This is a genomic window from Streptomyces sp. NBC_01445 (assembly GCF_035918235.1).
Taxonomy (GTDB): domain Bacteria; phylum Actinomycetota; class Actinomycetes; order Streptomycetales; family Streptomycetaceae; genus Streptomyces.
On sequence record NZ_CP109485.1, the window covers coordinates 2,409,454 to 2,426,521 of the forward strand.

The following is a 17,068-nucleotide window of genomic DNA, read 5'->3' on the forward strand; positions in this document are numbered from 1 at the left end:
CGGCGGACCGCTGGCGGTCGGCGATCTCGAGCGCCGTAATCCCGGGTGGTGGGAGAAGCCGCCGGATGCCAATGACGCCGTGCCAAGGCGACCGGTCGGCGACGAGGTCACGGACCGCGCCAAGCCCCACCCCCGAACCAACCGACGGGAGACTCCCGTTGGCCAGTGCAGCGATCAGGTTGCCGGTGGCCCTGGACAGCAGGTTGAACGGCCCGCAGAGCGCCATCATCGCCGCGCCATGACAGAAGGCGGGCGGAGCTCTGTCGCTGGAACACTCCAGTTCGTGGACCGACGGCTTCCCGTAGCTGACAGCGGGCTACTGTCCAGGCATGAGCAAAGTGGATCCCCTGGTCAACTACCCGGTCGTGAAACCAATGCCGCGTAGTTAAGCCGGGATGGTAGCTGTCGAGTCCCGTGAACCCGCTGGTGGCTGGGGTGTCTTGACCCATTGGGGATGGAGTCGGTAGCGGCCATGACCTGACCTGATGAGGAACTTCTGCGTGATCCATTGCCCCATCTGCGCCGAGAGGCTGCGGATGTGGTCGATTTTGAGGGCGTCAGCGATCTGCCGGGGAGTCCAGTCCTGGCCGGGATCGGCTGCCGCCAGGAGTCGGAAGACGTGGGAGCGTCGATCGGTGTTCGCCGGTGACGGTGGCAGGGCTGTGGGCTGCTCGGTGGCGGCGAGGACGGTGATGTCCAGGCGGTTGAAGGAATGGCTGCTCAGTGGGCGGGTCTCGTTCTGTGTGGTGCCGTAGCGGGACATCGGACACTTCACCTTGCGGGCACTGATCCGGGGTCGGCGGGCCGGCAGCAGCCCGGCCAGGACAGCCCGGGCGATGCCGCCGCCGTCGCTGTCGTCGCCGGTGATGCCGCAAGCGTCGACGATCTGGTCGGCGGCGGCCTGCAGGGCGATGGTGAAGCTGGCCCGGTCGGGGTCGGTGCCCGGGCGGGACTCGGCCGCGTCGCACATCGCTCGACGCAGGACCTGGTGGACGGTGAGCCAGGCCCACAGTTCCTGTTCCAGACCGCAAACGTCGCAGGAGCGCAAGACTCGGCCAGTGAGCAGGGTGTGCCGCAGGGCGAGGAAGGCCGACTCGACCTCCCAGCGCTCGTGATAGAGGCGGGCCAGTCGCTCAGCGGGGTCGGTGCGGTGGTCGAGCAGAGTGGTGATCAGCATGTAGTGGTCGCTGATCCGGGTGCCGTCGTCACAGGTGGCAGTGATGTCGACGTTGATGATGCGGAACGTCCGGTCCTGGAACCGGGTCAGGAACGAGCCGTCGGGCAGCGCGGTGAAGACGGTCGGCCGACGGCGGGAGTTGAGCCGGACCAGCAGTTGGGCGCCGGTGTCGGCGGTGTCGATGAGGAAGTCGTTCCCGGCGAAGGCGCGGTCGGCAAGCAGCAGCATCGTGGCGTTCAGCAGGGGAAGGAGTCGGCGCGCGTAGTGGGTCTCGCCCTTGTTGGTGGGGCCGAAGACGGCGCCGAGCAGGCCGCGGGTGCCGGTCTCACACAGGGCCATCAGTCGCAGGTGCGGGTAGCCCTCCGGGCCGTGGTGGTGGCGCACGATCTTGCCCAGCCAGGCACGGACGCGGGGCTGGTCGGGGGCCCGCAGCGAGCTGCAGCCGTCGAAGGCGACCGTGCGCCATTTCCGGTAGCACACCCCGGGGGTGCGGGGCTGGGCGATCGGGCCGGCCACGGTCTCGAACAGCATCTGCAGCGGCGCGGCTCCGATCCTGCGGCGCAGGTCACGCAGGGCCTTTTCACAAGGCCGGACCGGAGCCAGCGGGCCCAGCCCGGCGACCAGTTTGCCCCACACCCCGAGGTAGCCGACGGCCGGGAAGACGGCCAGGGCCAGCACGAAGTACACCCCCACGCGGGAAGGCAGTAGACGCAACCTGCCCTGGACAGCCCGCGATCTCGCCAGCACGTCATCGACCAGCTCGAAGGGCAGATACTGCGTCAACTCCCCGAGATGCCCCGGTGCGAAGACGCCCCTCGCCACGGTGATGGTGCGGACGAAACTGGTCATGGCAGACTGCTCGGACAACGGGACCCCTGCTCAGCGTGAAGACCTTGGACGGCTTCACTGCTGTAGCAGAGGTCCCGTTCTCCATGCCCGCCCAGGCAAGACCCACCCAGCTGATCAAGTTGACGCCACCCGCGGCTTCTTAACTACGCGGCATTGGTCGTGAAACGACCGGGCTTGCTGCTCGAGTCATCACTGGCTGTGATGGGTTCGGCTGCGTCCAGTTCTCACGCGATGAGGGTGAGTTCAGGGGCCGTTGACTGAGCCCCGCAGACCCAGGCCATCCACCCTCTGTGGGCGATGTTGTGGGACGCGTTGTGGTCCGCGTGCTCAACGAAGCCGCAGACCCGGCACGAGAAAACGGCCTGGGCAGGCCGGTTGCCGCGCTCGGTGTGATGGCACTTCGAGCATTCCTGGCTGGTGTAGGCCGGGTCGACGTGCACGACCGGCACCCCGGCCCGCTTCGCCTTGTAGTAGCCAGGACCTCCAGCTGCCCGGCCTGCCCGGTGAACCGCACGCCCTTGAGCCGGCCCGCGGTGGTCCAGATCGACACGGTGCGTGCCTGGTGCTGCCAGGACAGCATCCGGTCGTCGTAAGGCTGCGCCGCCTGGGGCCGGAAGACCACCGGCTTGCCCGAGGCCCGGGCATGACGCCTGGAACCGGGCCGCCCGTAGCGACCGTTGCGCAGGTTCGCCTTCAAGGTGGTGTAGGCATCGCAGGTCTTCTTGATCGCGTGCTGGGCGGCCTGCGCGCCAAGCCCCCACCTGACCCGGATCTCGGCATAGGCGTGCTTGCGGAGCTCCAGCGGACGTCGCGCGTTTTCCTCGAAAGCAACCCCAGCCGCCCAGGTCGCCGCTTGATTGCAAGCATGCAGGGTCGCCTCAAGTGCCGCCGCCTGGACAGGCGTCGGCAGCAGCTTCACCCTCACCACCAGCTTCACAAGCAGCGAACCTATACACCTGGACGAAGACCCACCACACGTTCGCCCCACCTCACCCGAACGAGCGACACCCGCCCCGGCCCTGACCGCACACACCGCCGTGGCCCGGCTCCGCCGGAACGCCCCGGGCCGCTCCGCGGCCGTGATGGCCTGCGGCACGTCACGGCGACGCTCCGCGTCGCACCCCGTGGAGGCGATTCCTCCCGGGCGTAAACGCCCGGGGCTCCTCGCAAGAATCCGCTGAAGAGGTTGACCGACCGAGTGGAGAGCGAGGCCCTCACGCTTCCGATCACACTCATCGTATGCGGCACCACGGTCACCGGAGAGGTAGTACCGCACACCGTCTGGGCCGAGCACATAGCCGAGCAACTCGGTGATTCAGCGAGCCGTGCGAGTGCCTTCTCCGCCGATTTCACCTGGGCGACGGAGCAGCCCGAGCAGAACAGCAACTTCCTCCATGTCAACTACCCGGTCGTGAAACGACCGGGCTTGCTGCTCGAGTCATCACTGGCTGTGATGGGTTCGGCTGCGTCCAGTTCTCACGCGATGAGGGTGAGTTCAGGGGCCGTTGACTGAGCCCCGCAGACCCACACGTACCACCCGCGGTGGGCGATGTTGTGGGACGCGTTGCAGTCCGCGTGCTCAACGAAGCCGCAGACCCGGCACGAGAAAACAGCCTGGGCAGGCCGGTTGCCGCGTGCGATGTGATGACACTTCGAGCATTCCTGGCTGGTGTACGCCGGATCGACGTGCACCACCGGCACCCCGGCCCGCTTCGCCTTGTAGACGATGAACGAGCCGAGTTGCGCGAAGGGCCAGGAGTGGAGCGTGGTGCGTTGGGGCTTTCTCAGCCGTGCCCGCTCGCGAATGCCCGTGAGTGTCTCCAGGGCGATCCCACGACCGGTGCGTTCAGCCTCCGCCACGATCCGCTTCGAAATCTTGTGGTTGATGTCCTTGGCGCGCCGGGCTTCCTTGCCCGCGTACTTCTTCGCCCGCCGCTTGGCAGACTTGGTGTGCTTCTTCTGCAGCTTGGAACGCAGCTTGCGATCCTGTTCCCGCTTGCGGTTGATCCGACGCCCGCAGAGGCGCTCGCCATCGGAAGTGGCCGCGATGTTCACGATCCCCAGGTCGACGCCGAGGAACCCGGCCGGATGAGCGTTCAGATCCCCCTCGGGGATCTCGCACGTGGCGATCAGGAACCACTTCCCGCCCTGGAACACCAGGTCGGACTCACCCTGGCGGTGCGCAGCCAGGACCTCCAGCTGCCCGGCCTGCCCGGTGAACGCCACGTTCTTCAGCCGGCCGGCCGTGGTCCAGATCGACACGGTGCGTGCCTGGTGCTGCCAGGACAGCATCCGGTCGTCGTACGGCTGAGCCGCCTCGGACCGGAAGACCACCGGCTTACCCGAGGCGCGGGCGTGCCGCTTCGTGCCGGGCCGCCCGTAACGTCCCGCCCGGAGGTTCGCCTTCAAGGTGGTGTAGGCGTCGCAGGTCTTCTTGATCGCGTGCTGGGCGGCCTGCGCGCCAAGTCCCCACCTGACCCGGATCTCGGCGTAGGTGTGCTTGCGGAGCTCCAGCGGACGTCGCGCCTCTTTCTCGAATGCGACGGACGCGGCCCAGGTGGCGGCCTCGTTGCAGGCGTGCAGGGTCGCCTCAAGTGCCGCCGCCTGTACGGGCGTCGGCAGCAGCTTCACCCGCACCACCAGCTTCACGATCAGCGAACCTATACACCTGGACGAAGACCCACCACACGTTCGCCCCACCTCACCCGAACGAGCGACACCCGCCCCAGCCCTGACCGCACACACCGCCGTAGCCCGGCTCCGCCGGAACGCCTCCCGGCCGCTCCGCGGCCGTCATGGCCTGCGGCACGTCACGGCGACGCTCCGCGTCACACCCCGTGGATGCGATTCCTCCCGGGCGTGAACGCCCGGGGCTCCTCGCAAGAATCCGCTGAACACCGGCAAGGTCGTCAGCGGCGGGGCCGCCTTCCCCGAACACGGCGGACTGTTCCGCATCGGACTCGACGAGGTAAGCGGCTGGTTCCTGGGCGAGATTCAGGTCCACGGCTAGGGACGGCCCGGTCCGCGCATCCGTCCCTGCGGGTAAGACAAGGCGTTGGATCGACAGGACGGCCGCGTCCTTGACGCGCTGAAGCAGCGACCATCGCTTGCACGTCCGGGCCTGATGCACTCGCCGCGTGTCAGTTCCTACCGTCCACGGACGCTCCAGGACTTCGGTGACCTACGGTCCGGCAAAGAGCGAGCACGGACTGGTGTCGGGCGATTCTCCATTGGCGCTTTTTGTGCGTGTTACGTGTGTTGGACCCGCGACTACCTGGGCGGCGGTCAGGGAGGCAAGGCCGGTAGTCGGCCCAATGTACTGCTTCGCCTGCCGGGGGCATTCGGTATGACATGACTGGTGGAGCGGCAATGGCGCGCGGATGCGGGCAGGCCCGACGCGCGGCGAACAGCGCGGCGGTCGCGGCGGGAGCCCGGGCGGGCTTCGTCGCCCGCGGCGTCATCTACGTACTGATCGGCGTCCTCTCCTTGCGGATCGCCTTGGCCAGCAGCCGAGGCGGGCAGGCGGATCGGGGTGGCGCGATCGCCGAGATAGTCCACAGGCCCTTCGGCACCGTACTGCTGTGGCTGCTCGGAACAGGCCTGGCGGGGATGGCCTTGTGGCGGCTGGCCGAAGCGGCCGTCGGGCAGGCGGGGCCCGATGGCGGGGGTGCGAGTAAGAGGACGATGGCCACGGGCCGTTGCCTCTTCTACGGATTGGTCTCGTACTCCGTGCTGTCCTAGGCGGCCGGGGACAAGGGCAGTGGAAGCGGAATCTCTGACAGGAGTTCCCGGGACGTCACGGCGAAGGTACTGGAATGGCCCGGCGGGCAGCGGATCGTCGGAATCGCCGGCGCCGGAGTTGTCAGTGCCGGTGTGTGGATCGCTGTCAGGGCACTCATGCGCAAGTTCCAGAAGTGCCTGAGGATGTCCGAGATGTCCAAGAGGGTGCGTAAGACTGTGGGCTTCGTCGGGGTCTTCGGCGGTGCGGTCCCTGGCGTCGTCTTCGCTGCCGCGGGTACCTTCGCGATTGCGGCGGCCGTCCAGCACGAGCCTGGCAAAGCCAAGGGCATGGACAACACCCTGCGTTCCTTCGCCGACGTTCCGGCCGGTCGCTGGATGCTGGCGCTGATAGCGCTCGGTCTCACGGCCTTCGGTGTCTTCTCCTGGGCCAACGCCCGCTGGCGCAAGCTCTGACAGACGCGAACGCGGCACACCCGCTGCGCGAGGGCGGCGGGGGCGACGGACTCATCCCGTCGCCCCCGCCGCCTTCCTGCGTTTGGTGCCTGGTGTCAGCGCAGCCACTGGTCCTGGTCAGCAGGCCGGTACAAGGTGACCGCCTTGGGTATCTTGTCGAGGACCAAGCGCCGGTAGGTGGCGTCCGTGACCTCGCCGTCGTAGGCGAAGTGCGGTTCGCCTTGCAGGACTTCCAAGTCCAGCCGACGCACCTGCGCTGTCGTCAGCACCCGGGAGTTGTGCAGAGTCCCGGTCAGGACGGCGAGGAGCAGCCGTGTGCGGGCCAGCGGGGTACCAGCCTCCACCGCACGGACATCGAGGAGCCCGTCGTCGAGCTGGGTGCGGTAGGTCGGGGCGAAACCGGCCGGGTGGTAGATGCCGTTACCCGCGAAGAGCAGCCATATGCTGCGGGGGCGGCCGTTGATGACCACTGAGAGCGGGGTGCCCGTGGCCAGGACCTTCGCCAGGCCCACGGCCAGCGCGGGCCATTTACCGATGCGCTTCTCCATGCGTTCCCTGGCATGGACGAGTTCCGAGTACACCCCGATGCTGAACGTGTTGAGGAAGAGTTGCTGTTCTCCACCGCTCGGGAAGACGCCGGCCGAGTCGTCGGGTGAATCGTCCGGAGCACCCGTCTCGTGGCGCGTGCGGGGGCTCTTGGGCGACGATGCCCGGCCCACGTCGGCGGTGACCGCGTCGCCTGCCCGAATCGCGCGGGCCACGTCCTCCAGCGTCTGATTGCCAAGGTCCACAGCGAAATGGTTGAACGTGCCACCAGGGAAGACAGCCAGCGGAACGTGATGGCGGGCCGCCGTCGCACTGCCCGCGTTGACGGTGCCGTCCCCACCACACACTCCCAGCGCACCACCGTCGGCGACGGCGCGCATCGCCGCTTCGTCGAGCAGCGCTACGAGGTCGTCGCCTGGCTCGAATATGGTGATCGCGGCCTCGGGAAGCATGGTGCGCAGAGTCTCGGCGGTGTCCTGGCTCCAGGAGATGCCCGACGACGGATTGACCACCAGATGCAGACCCTTGCCGGCCACGAGCGCCGGAGCCGGCCTGCGGGGAGGAGCTGCGGCGGCCGCGGCCTCCGGCTTCACCGGCCACCAGCGGCAGGTGAGCAATGCGGCACCCATGCCTACGATGACACCGACTGCCGCGCGGCCTCGGTGGTCGAGGCCCTCACGGCCGCGTACGTAGGTCAGTCCTGCGGCGAACGGCAGCACCGCGAGCCCGTAGCGTGGCGACTCCAGAACAACCCCGGACGCGAAAGCGGCGGCCGACGTCATCGGACTTGAGGGCAGGGAAACGGTGCTCGGGCGGGGAAAGACCCCAGGGAGCGCGTCCAGGACAGGGCGCGTGCTTCGGGCAGCTGGTTTGGCCAGCGCGCGATCGATCGCCACGACGATCGCCACGGAGCCAATGCCGCGCAGCGCGGCCCTGCGGGCACTCCTGCCACCTGACATCCCGAGTACGGTAGCGGCGGCCAGCCACACCGCATCGTGCCCCGCAACGCTGCGCAGCAGGTCCGTCGCCGAGTTCCCCCTCACACCACGACTCCTGGCAAGGGCCCCGGCCAACCGGCCTCCCGTTCCGGGTATCTTCCACAGCCGTCCAGGTCGCCTCATGCGCTCGCTACACCTCTGCACCTAGGGTCCGCTGCGCGCGACCGGACCGGACCGCAGCGCCGCCTCACCCTATCGGCGACTGACTCGACCGCTCTGCGCCGGATGCTGCGCGAGGGCGAGGTCTTCAACACCGACGCGGACGGCTGACGCCCTTGTGGGGCCTGCCGGTTCTGGGACCCATCCGGTGTCGGTACTGGCCGAGTCCGGCCGGCCCAGCGCTGACGGTGCAACCGCGAACAGTGCGCGATGCGCGCGAGCGGATCACGCTGGATGACGAGGATCAGTCGTCGGCGAGCATGCCGGTCCGTAGTTTGGCGAGTGTGCGGGTCAGGAGGCGGGAGACTTGCATCTGGGAGACGCCGAGCACCTCGCCGATCTGGCTCTGGGTCATCTCCTGCCCGAACCGCATCTCGATGATGTGGCGCTCCCGGTCGGTAAGGCGGCCCAGAAGAGGTTGCAGGCAGTGCAAGTCCTCGACGGTCTCCATGCCGGGGTCGGGTTCACCGATGGAGTCGGCCACCGTACGGCCCTGGATCTGGGCCTGTCCCGCCTCGCCGGCGTCGGCGGGCATGTCCAGCGAGCCGGCGGTATAGCCGTTCGCGGCGACGACGCCCTCGATGACCTCGTCCTCGCTCAGTTCCATGTGCTCGGCGACTTCCTTGACCGTGGGGTCACGGTCAAGGACGGCTGCGAGTTCTTCCTTGGCCTTGGCGATGTCGACCCGCAGCTCCTGGAGCCGCCGGGGCACGTGGACCGCCCAGGTCGTGTCGCGGAAGTACCGCTTGATCTCACCGACGACGTACGGAATGGCGAAGGTGGAGAACTCGACCTCTCTGGACAGGTCGAACCGGTCGATCGCCTTGATCAGACCGATGGTTCCGACCTGGACGATGTCCTCCATGTCACGGTCGCCACGGTTCATGAACCGGCGCCCGGCGAATCGTACGAGCGACAGGTTCATCTCAATGAGTGTGTTCCGGGCGTACTGATGCTCGCGGGTGCCCTCTTCCAGGAGCTGAAGCTGGTCGAAGAACAGCTTCGACAGTTTCCGCGCGTCCTTCGGAGCGACCTTCCCTGCATCCTCGATCCAGGGCAGCTCACCGACATCGGCCTGCGTCTCCAGCTGTGCCGATGCCAACGCCTGGACGTGCATCGTGCCCTCCGCGTCCCTCGCCTGCGACTGGACTGTCATGATCACACTCCCGGATCGGTTCGAGCCCACCACCTGCCCGGACATGACGTCACCATGCGTTCCTACTGCATGAGTTTTGCCTCATACGCAGGTCGGCGGGTTCCTGGCTGTGATCGACCAGTAGTCAGCGGGGGCTGGTCTGGGCCGGAACGATCGAGCTCTGGATGCGATATCCCCCTGTGTCCAGCGTCGGGTCGGGCTCCAGTGTGACTGTCACCGGTCCGGCGAAGACGTAGCTGTGCGCTGCGGCGTGATCCTTCACCTTCGTGGCCAAGACCGGCCCCAACTTATGTGCATGAGAGCCGAGTTCACGATGACTCTCCTGAGGGAGCACGACGGTGAAGGCGTTGGGAACGAGAGTGCGTCCGCGTCCCAGAATCATGATGTTGTCGTCGCATTCACGCCGGAGCGTCGACACGACCTCCACGCTCTCCCGCTTGGGCCGGAAGACCCGGTCCACCAGGTCTGTGGCCCACTTCTCCATCACTTTTTCGACATTGCTCATCTTTCCCATCGCCGATGGCTGCCCGACCTCATCCGGATCATGTGCGGCCATAAGGGTTGCGCTGCGGAGTGGGCCTGAGGGCGGTCCGGTGCCGGCCGTCAGCGATCGAGGACAGCGCTGATGACCTTGCCGCCGTTGTGGGAGGGACGCACGGTGACGGTGCGCGCGAGCATCCGAATCAGGGGCCAGCCGAACCCGCCCTCGCAGCCGTCGAGGTCAGGGGGCCGTTCACGCGGGAGCGCGGGGCAGGGATCGCGCACGGCGATCTCCACGACGTCACGATCCGCGGCCAGATGAAGTCCGGTCACGCCTCCTGCGTGCCGGAACGCGTTCGCGACGAGTTCAGAGACCACGACAACAGCGTTCTCGACCCTCTCCTGAGAGGGAGCGGGGATCAGGCCGGAGAAGAACTCATGCGTAGCATGACGCGCTTGAGCCGCTGTGATCGGACGTGGTACCGGCCGTTGGCTGTCGTCGGACCCACGCTCCCCGGTCTCCCATGGCTGCTGACTCATGCCCGAACCCCCGTGGTGAAGAAGCTGATCTGACAGCACCGGTCCTTCTGCCCCCACTTGACGACGGTTAACGTCGGCGCTGTTCCTGTTGCGGACTTCGGAACTCACCACGGAATCGCTCAGCTGGGCCACAGGCGGCCCGGGAGGGCCGCCATCGTGGGACCGGCGCGTCCTGGCGAGGCGGGCATCCCGCCTTCCAAGGAAGCCCTGTGCCCAGGCACCTCGAGGGGCGGCAGTCATCACGCGGCAGCAGCACATGCCGTGCGCCGCGTGCGTCACAAAAGCGCCGACCGCTCCAACGTGGCGTAGTAGTTGGCCACTTCGGTGAGGTAGGCGGGCTCGGTGGTCTGGCTGTCGAGGGTGAAGCGGGGCGCGGCCTTGATCTCGTCCCTGGTGTGAGTGACCGTCACGGTCTGGGCACCCGTATCGATGGCGACAACGATGCCGGCCGGGATCAGGACGCTCTTGCCGAACACCCATACACCGGTGTCGACGACCAGGTGTTGCATACCGGCCTCATCCACCTGACGTTCCACCTGGCCGACTATCCCGTCCGGCGCCGTGAGGGTGAATCCCGTCAACGCGGCCTGCTCCTGCCCCTGATAGCCGATGCCTGCCGGGTAGGCCCAGACGCTCTGCATGAGGTGGTTCCTTTCTCTCTGCATTATTCGCCATTGGTGGGGCCGTGGAGGCGACTGCGACATTAAGGTCGGCTGCCCGCCGCGGAATGGCCCCCTGCTCACCACTCCCCCGTACCCGGGTAACTGACCGTCATACAACCGAGCACTCTTCGGTAGGCCACACGAGTTCCACCTCGGCCCGGGCTGAGCACACCGCTAGAAGCCTTCACAAGCCGCCTACCTGCGAATTCGCTTCCATGTACGACTGCTGGCGACGGCTCCGAACCACCCAACGGAAGACGCATCATTTTCATCGCGCTCCCGCGGGGTAGATGCGCTGTGTAACGGCAGCCGCACCGAAGTCCTCCCGAGGGGTGAAGCCCATGCAGCACCCGCTAACGGTCGATGACCACCATGCCTACCCGGCCGAGGCACTCAGCCGCCCACAGAAGGCGACTGACGCCCGTGACGCGGCGAGCTGTTTCCTCGCCTGTCTCCACCCCGCCCCACCAGCACCGACCACCCAGGACCTGCTCCTGCTGGTCTCAGAACTCGTCACCAACGCCAGGCGCCACGCAGGCTCCGTAACGGCACTTCATCTGAACGCCGACCGGCGGCACATCCACGTCACCGTCGACGATCCCAGCCCCGCGCATCCCCAGGACCGCAGTACCGACCTGTCCGGCGGCGCTGGAGGGATTGGCTGGCCAATGATCCGCCGCCTGGCCCGAACGCTCACCATCCACCCCCAGCCCGGCGGCGGCAAATCGATCCATGCCACGCTCCCCCGCTGAGCAGTGATCCCACGACCGCAGATCCTGCCTGCCGAGTCCTTGCCCGGTCCGGTACTTGGCTGTGAGGCACAGGGCGGCGAACTGCTCGCCTGAGAACTGACCCGGCACGCGTGGTCAAAATATCGCCCGAGGGCGGGCTCGCATCCACTGGTCGACGATCCACAAGGTCGCGCCGCCATGCCCCATCGGCGGGGACTCCTGGCACACGACCATGAACCTGCTGTGAGGAGAACTCGTGACTTCCGAATCCCCTGTGCCGCTCCCCGATCCCCACGACGCCATGGCAGACGTCCTCGACCCGCGGCCCAAACTGCCAGGGCCTCAAACGGACCCGACCGCCCAGGGCCACTTCACCCGCGCCCAATTGACCCGCTCTCCAGGGGACGCGAACTGGGAGATCGCGGTAGTCCTGTACGGGGTCCCGGCCGATGAGTGGCCCTCGACGAACCTGCCCGGCGCCGAAGCCCCCACCCTGCGCGCACGCGGACAGGCCCTCACAGACCTGGGCTACGTCCAGACGGGCCCCGGATCCGATTGCCACTACTGGGAGTGGGCCGAGTGCCAAGATGGCGACCACACAGCCGTACAACTGATGGCACACACCGAAGTTCGGCCCATCACCATGCCGGAGATCGAATGAAAACCGTGGCCTTCGCGTCATGCCCTCCCCTGTGAGCAGGCAGCGCTGCACAGCTAGCGGCGCACCCGTGCCGCCTGTGGCCTTATGGTCGCTGATCGCCGGGCTCACATCCAGATGCAGCTCGCTCGCCCGGCCACTCGCGGTCGGTCTCCCGTCGGCCGTGGGAGAAGAAGAGCGAGCCGCACAAGCCCGCCCCGGCCCGAGTCCGGCGGTCGTTCCGGAATCTGCCTGCGAAAAGCCCTGCGCCAGGGTGCGGACCGAACTCGGCGCCGGGCGGTCCAGCCGGAGCTACGAGGGGACAAAACGATGTGCGACGACAACTGCAGGCGCGGCAGCCAGCAGGTTCGCCTCGCCGCTGTCGGGCATCCGTGTCGTCCATGACCCAGACGGCTCCGGCTGGCAAGTGGGGGTGCGCTGCGTCCTGGCCGAGGGACACCGAGCCATAGACGTCGCCCGCACCGTCCACGACCGGACCCGCGCGTCCCTCACCCCGCTGGTCACGACGCACGGCACGGCGGACACCGTCACTGTTACCGTCACGATCAGCCGCATCACACGGACAAAAGCAAAGGTCGCCTGGCGGCCGCTGAAATCAAAGAAGTGAGCGATGATCCGGTCAGGGTAGCCATGAAAGTGCGAACCATGGCTTGACACCTCCATTCTGCCGAAGCTGAGCCCGAGGGCCGCCCCTGTTCTGAGTGAAGAGGGGCGGCGCAGGCCCTAGCCCTACAATCAGCGCATGGCTCAGCGAGAAGTAATCACTTATACGGACGACCTCACAGGTGAAGAATCCGAAGAGATCGGTACCCACACCATCCTCATCGACGGGGCTGGGGTCGAGATTGACCTCTCCACGGAGAGCCACGATCGCCTGTTGGAAGTTCTGCACCCCTACTTGAGCGCCGAGGGGGCCCGTCGAGTACGTGGCAGCGTCACCACTGCCGGCACGAGGGGTAAGCGTCGAGCCGTAGGACCCTCCGCCCGCTCGGACACGGCCCAGATTCGGGCTTGGGCCAAGGAAAACGGCCTTGAGGTGAATGACCGGGGTCGAGTTCCCGCTTCCGTTAAGGAAGCATACGAAAAGGCCAATGATTAATCTCTGATATTGATGATCGAGCTCACCGGCCTCACGCAGTCCCACCTCGACATCTGGCTTACCCAGGCCAAGACCTCCCAACGGCGCGCGAATGCAGCCTTCATCAGGTGGACGAAAAACGCAGCCTGACGCAGAACGAGGAGCACGAGGACCAGTTCCGTCGATGCCTGACGGATACCCCACTGCAGGGGTCGGGGTGGCGGCGTACCCAGCTGCACTGTTCCAGCCGGATAGCCACGTTGGACAGTCTGGAAAGCGTGCTTCCCGCCCGACCGTGTGTCCGCCGCTCTTTGAGGAGCGGCGACACCGGGGCAGTCTTGTCAGCGTGCGAGGGTGACCGTCACCGGCGCGTTGGGACAGCGTGCCGCGCTCTCGGCAAGCGTCCCCGTTCCACCGTTGCGGAGCGGGGACGCTGTCGTTGCCCTGCGCGGATGACGATCTGGCTGTGGTGGATCCGCTGGGCGCCCTGCTCCCCCCGTTAGTCCCCGCCCAAATGTCGGCGGGGACGTCACGTTGCGCCTACCGCGCGAGGGTGACCTTCACCGGGGCGTTGGGGCAGTGGGTCAAGTCTTCGGACAGGGAAGCCTGTTCGGCCGGGTCGATGGCGAGCTGCCAGCGCACCTTCACGACGATCCAGTCCCGCGCGTAGTCGCAGTGGTCGCCTGCCGCGGGCGGCATCCAGGTCGACGGGTCTTGATCGGCCTTGCTGCGGTTCGACTTCGCGGACACAGCGATCAGTGCGCGGTCATCGCCCAGGTCGTTGGCGTAGGCCTGGCGTTCCGCCGCGGTCCAGTCGGAGGCTCCGGAGTCCCAGGCTTCAGCGAGCGGGACGCGGTGGTCTACGTCGAGGCCGCTCGCGCCGTCAATGTATTGGTCGTCGTACTCCGAGTACCAGCGCCCGCCGGTGAGCTTGCAGTTCGGTCCCTGCTCGGGGCTCATGAATGCTTCGTCCTTGAGGACTTCTGCGCGGGTGTTGCAGCCGTCTTTGTCGGCGTCGATCCAGTGCTTGAAGCTGGTGCGCTGGTAGCCGGTGCGGTCCTCGTCCGCGATGGGCAGGGACTTCAACGCGTACTGGAGCGGGGTGGTGATGACGTCGCCGGGGCTGCCGAAAGGGCCGGGAGCGGCTTGTGCTGTGGCGGTGGGGGTGGCGAGTGCGGCAATGACGCTGAACAGGGCGGCAGTGCGGGCGAAGGTACGCAACGTGACTCCTCGAAGATCACGAACAGGTCGTGATCTTCGTAGCGAGTCCGTGACGCGTGACGTGCCGCAGACAGCCTTCGTGTCACCCGGGAGAGGGTTAAGTCAGATCAACGCCCTCTTGTTCAGCGGATTCTTGCGAGGAACCCGGGGCGTTTACGCCCGGGAGGAATCGCATCCACGGGGTGCGACGTGGAGCGTCGCCGTGACGTGCCGCAGGCCATCACGGCCGCGGAGCGGCCCGGGACGTTCCGGCGGAGCCGGGCTACGGCGGTGTGCGCGGGCAGGGCCGGAGCGGGTATCGCTCGTTCGGGTGAGGTGGGGCGAACGTGTGGTGGGTCTTCGGCCGGGTGTATAGGTTCGCTGATCGTGAAGCTGGTGGTGCGGGTGAAGCTGCTGCCGACGCCTGTCCAGGCGGCGGCACTTGAGGCGACCCTGCATGCTTGCAATCAAGCGGCGACCTGGGCGGCCGGGGTTGCTTTCGAGGAAAACGCGCGACGTCCGCTGGAGTTGCGCAAGCACGCCTATGCCGAGGTCCGGGTCAGGTGGGGCCTGGGCGCGCAGGCCGCGCAGCACGCGATCAAGAAATCCTGCGATGCCTACACCACCTTGAAGGCGAACCTGCGTAACGGCCGGTACGGGCGGCCCGGCACGAAGCGTCACGCCCGCGCCTCGGGCAAGCCGGTGGTCTTCCGGCCCGAGGCTGCGCAGCCTTACGACGACCGGATGCTGTCCTGGCAGCACCAGGCACGCACGGTATCGATCTGGACCACCGCCGGCCGCCTGAAGGGCGTGCGGTTCACCGGGCAGGCCGAGCAGGTGGAGGTCCTGGCTGCGCACCGCCAGGGTGAGTCCGACCTGGTGTGCCAGGGCGGGAAGTGGTTCTTGATCGCGACCTGCGAGATCCCCGAGGGGGATCTGAACACGCATCCGGACGGGTTCCTCGGCGTCGACCTGGGGATCGTGAACATCGCGGCCACCTCCGACGGGGCACGACACTGCGGTCGCCGGATCAACCGCAAGCGGGAACAGGATCGCAAGCTGCGTTCCAAGCTGCAGAAGAAGAACACCAAGTCCGCCAAGCGGCGGGCGAAGAAGTACGCGGGCAAGGAAGCCCGGCGCGCCAAGGACATCAACCACAAGATCAGCAAGCGGATCGTGGCGGAGGCTGAACGCACCGGTCGCGGGATCGCCCTGGAGACACTCACGGGCATCCGCGAGCGGGCACGGCTGAGAAAGCCCCAACGCACCACGCTCCACTCCTGGCCCTTCGCCCAGCTCGGCTCGTTCATCGCCTACAAGGCGAAGCGGGCCGGGGTGCCGGTCGTGTATGTCGATCCGGCGTACACCAGCCAGGAATGCTCGAAGTGTCATCACATCGCACGCGGCAACCGGCCTGCCCAGGCTGTTTTCTCGTGCCGGGTCTGCGGCTTCGTTGAGCACGCGGACCACAACGCGTCCCACAACATCGCCCACCGCGGGTGGTACGTGTGGGTCTGCGGGGCTCAGTCAACGGCCCCTGGACTCACCCTCATCGCGTGAGAACTGGACGCAGCCGAACCCATCACAGCCAGTGATGACTCGAGCAGCAAGCCCGGTCGTTTCACGACCGGGTAGTTGACCGATGGAGCGGGACGAGTCCGTGCTGCGCGGTTCTCATCAGGGCCGTCCTCCAGGTCGTGGGCGGCGGAAGAGATGCCCCTGCCTGTTGCCGGCGATAGCCTGGGGAACTAGTTGGTGGTCATCAGGCCGGTGCGGAGCTTCGCCACCACGCGGGTGATCAGGCGGGAGACGTGCATCTGCGAGACACCGAGTGCTTCGCCGATCTGCGACTGGGTCTGCTCCTCGACGAAGCGGAGATGGATCAGCGTGCGTTCACGCTCGTCGAGGCCGGCGATGAGCGGAGCCAGGGAGTGGAAGTTGTCGATGAGCTCGTAGGAGTCTTCTTCGAAGCCGATGAAATCGGCCAGCGCGGTGTCGGACTCGTCACCTGCGCTCATCACCGAGGCGTCCAGGGAGGAGGCGTTGTAGCCGTTGGACGCCATCTGCGCCTGGGCGACCTCGGACGGCTCCAGCTGCATCAGCTCCGCCAGCTCGGCCGTGGAGGGGTTGCGGCCCAGGCGGGTGCGCAGCTCCTCGGTGGCCTTGGACAGTTCGATGCGGGCTTCCTGGAGGCGGCGCGGCACGTGCACGGCCCAGCTGGTGTCGCGGAAGAACCGCTTGATCTCACCGGTGATGTAGGGGACGGCGAACGTCGCGAACTCGACCTCACGGGTCAGTTCGAACCGGTCGATCGCCTTGATCAGGCCGATCGTGCCGACCTGAACGATGTCTTCCATCTCCTCCTGGCCACGGTGACGGAACCGGGAAGCCGCGTACCGCACCAGGGAAAGGTTCATCTCGATCAGGCAGTTGCGCACGTACTGATACTCGTGCGTGCCTTCCTCCAGCTGCCCGAGCCGGCCGAAGAACCGCTTGCCGATCTCTCGCGCATCCTTCGGCGCGATGGAAGAGGGGTCGGCGTAAGCCTGCTCGACGAGGTCCTCCTGAGCCTGAGCGGCCTGGATCTTCTCCTGCGTCGTCACGGTGATCATGCGCTCCGCCCCTTTTGCTTGTTCCGAG

Annotated in this window: 15 protein-coding genes and 1 pseudogene; 6 read left to right on the top strand and 10 right to left on the bottom strand. The window is 67.0% G+C overall.

The genetic code is table 11. The features are described 5' to 3' along the window. Positions 1-385 precede the first annotated feature (385 nt). The 3 genes from OG574_RS11225 to OG574_RS11235 all read right to left on the bottom strand — a co-directional run bounded on the left by OG574_RS11225 (position 386) and on the right by OG574_RS11235 (position 4,675). The gene (locus OG574_RS11225) at positions 386-2,044 is read right to left on the bottom strand and encodes an IS4 family transposase (RefSeq protein ID WP_442816813.1); all 1,659 of its coding nucleotides are present in this window, start codon (positions 2,042-2,044) and stop codon (positions 386-388) included. A gap of 206 nt (positions 2,045-2,250) precedes the next feature. Continuing rightward, positions 2,251-2,466, bottom strand: a complete 216-nt coding sequence (locus tag OG574_RS11230) for a zinc ribbon domain-containing protein (protein ID WP_326773076.1) — start codon at positions 2,464-2,466, stop codon at positions 2,251-2,253. A gap of 1,036 nt (positions 2,467-3,502) precedes the next feature. Beyond that, on the bottom strand, positions 3,503-4,675 hold the full coding sequence (locus tag OG574_RS11235) for an RNA-guided endonuclease InsQ/TnpB family protein (protein WP_326773077.1): 1,173 nt from the start codon (positions 4,673-4,675) through the stop codon (positions 3,503-3,505). A gap of 720 nt (positions 4,676-5,395) precedes the next feature. Between OG574_RS11235 and OG574_RS11240 the strand changes: the two are divergent. Beyond that, positions 5,396-6,220, top strand: a pseudogene (locus OG574_RS11240) (DUF1206 domain-containing protein). Positions 6,221-6,315: 95 nt separating this feature from the next. On the opposite strand, the gene OG574_RS11245 reads toward OG574_RS11240, so the two are convergent. The 5 genes from OG574_RS11245 to OG574_RS11265 form a co-directional block, all read right to left on the bottom strand. Continuing rightward, positions 6,316-7,548 carry a diacylglycerol/lipid kinase family protein gene (locus OG574_RS11245; RefSeq protein WP_326773078.1) on the bottom strand — a complete coding sequence of 411 codons (1,233 nt, stop codon included), beginning with the start codon at positions 7,546-7,548 and terminating at the stop codon, positions 6,316-6,318. Positions 7,549-8,167: 619 nt separating this feature from the next. Continuing rightward, positions 8,168-9,040, bottom strand: a complete 873-nt coding sequence (locus OG574_RS11250; RefSeq protein WP_326778430.1) for an RNA polymerase sigma factor SigF — start codon at positions 9,038-9,040, stop codon at positions 8,168-8,170. A gap of 163 nt (positions 9,041-9,203) precedes the next feature. Next, positions 9,204-9,635: a DUF3662 domain-containing protein gene (locus OG574_RS11255; protein WP_326773079.1), complete on the bottom strand. Its 432-nt coding sequence runs from the start codon at positions 9,633-9,635 to the stop codon at positions 9,204-9,206. Positions 9,636-9,682: 47 nt separating this feature from the next. After that, the gene (locus tag OG574_RS11260; RefSeq protein ID WP_326778431.1) at positions 9,683-10,357 is read right to left on the bottom strand and encodes an ATP-binding protein; all 675 of its coding nucleotides are present in this window, start codon (positions 10,355-10,357) and stop codon (positions 9,683-9,685) included. 17 nt (positions 10,358-10,374) lie between these two features. Next, positions 10,375-10,740, bottom strand: a complete 366-nt coding sequence (locus tag OG574_RS11265; RefSeq protein WP_326773080.1) for a PRC-barrel domain containing protein — start codon at positions 10,738-10,740, stop codon at positions 10,375-10,377. Between the two features lie 362 nt (positions 10,741-11,102). On the opposite strand from OG574_RS11265, the gene OG574_RS11270 reads away from it, so the two are divergent. The 4 genes from OG574_RS11270 (at position 11,103) to OG574_RS11285 (ending at position 13,249) form a co-directional block, all read left to right on the top strand. Continuing rightward, positions 11,103-11,513 (top strand): ATP-binding protein, encoded by a 411-nt coding sequence (locus OG574_RS11270; protein ID WP_326773081.1) that lies wholly within the window; start codon positions 11,103-11,105, stop codon positions 11,511-11,513. Between the two features lie 235 nt (positions 11,514-11,748). Further along, positions 11,749-12,153 carry a DUF6303 family protein gene (locus OG574_RS11275; RefSeq protein ID WP_326773082.1) on the top strand — a complete coding sequence of 135 codons (405 nt, stop codon included), beginning with the start codon at positions 11,749-11,751 and terminating at the stop codon, positions 12,151-12,153. A 403-nt stretch (positions 12,154-12,556) separates the two neighbouring features. Next, the gene (locus OG574_RS11280; protein WP_326778849.1) at positions 12,557-12,757 is read left to right on the top strand and encodes a hypothetical protein; all 201 of its coding nucleotides are present in this window, start codon (positions 12,557-12,559) and stop codon (positions 12,755-12,757) included. A 135-nt stretch (positions 12,758-12,892) separates the two neighbouring features. Continuing rightward, entirely contained in the window at positions 12,893-13,249 is a 357-nt protein-coding gene (locus OG574_RS11285) for a histone-like nucleoid-structuring protein Lsr2 (RefSeq protein WP_326773083.1), read from the top strand. 519 nt (positions 13,250-13,768) lie between these two features. Here the strand turns inward: OG574_RS11285 and OG574_RS11290 are convergent. Further along, entirely contained in the window at positions 13,769-14,449 is a 681-nt protein-coding gene (locus OG574_RS11290; RefSeq protein WP_326773084.1) for an HNH endonuclease family protein, read from the bottom strand. Positions 14,450-14,815: 366 nt separating this feature from the next. Between OG574_RS11290 and OG574_RS11295 the strand changes: the two genes are divergently transcribed. Further along, positions 14,816-15,988: an RNA-guided endonuclease InsQ/TnpB family protein gene (locus OG574_RS11295; protein ID WP_326773085.1), complete on the top strand. Its 1,173-nt coding sequence runs from the start codon at positions 14,816-14,818 to the stop codon at positions 15,986-15,988. Positions 15,989-16,176: 188 nt separating this feature from the next. Here the strand turns inward: OG574_RS11295 and OG574_RS11300 are convergent, their stop codons facing one another. Further along, positions 16,177-17,040 (bottom strand): RNA polymerase sigma factor SigF, encoded by an 864-nt coding sequence (locus tag OG574_RS11300; RefSeq protein WP_326773086.1) that lies wholly within the window; start codon positions 17,038-17,040, stop codon positions 16,177-16,179. Positions 17,041-17,068: the final 28 nt, after the last annotated feature.

What these genes read in the sequence shown, in the direction of transcription:
- OG574_RS11250 (WP_326778430.1), bottom strand. Translation starts at nt 9,040, where the DNA reads ATGCACGTCCAGGCGTTGGCATCGGCACAGCTGGAGACGCAGGCCGAT.
- OG574_RS11285 (WP_326773083.1), top strand. Translation starts at nt 12,893, where the DNA reads ATGGCTCAGCGAGAAGTAATCACTTATACGGACGACCTCACAGGTGAA.
- OG574_RS11265 (WP_326773080.1), bottom strand. Translation starts at nt 10,740, where the DNA reads ATGCAGAGCGTCTGGGCCTACCCGGCAGGCATCGGCTATCAGGGGCAG.
- OG574_RS11260 (WP_326778431.1), bottom strand. Translation starts at nt 10,357, where the DNA reads ATGTGCTGCTGCCGCGTGATGACTGCCGCCCCTCGAGGTGCCTGGGCA.
- OG574_RS11270 (WP_326773081.1), top strand. Translation starts at nt 11,103, where the DNA reads ATGCAGCACCCGCTAACGGTCGATGACCACCATGCCTACCCGGCCGAG.
- OG574_RS11245 (WP_326773078.1), bottom strand. Translation starts at nt 7,548, where the DNA reads ATGACGTCGGCCGCCGCTTTCGCGTCCGGGGTTGTTCTGGAGTCGCCA.
- OG574_RS11300 (WP_326773086.1), bottom strand. Translation starts at nt 17,040, where the DNA reads ATGATCACCGTGACGACGCAGGAGAAGATCCAGGCCGCTCAGGCTCAG.
- OG574_RS11255 (WP_326773079.1), bottom strand. Translation starts at nt 9,635, where the DNA reads ATGGCCGCACATGATCCGGATGAGGTCGGGCAGCCATCGGCGATGGGA.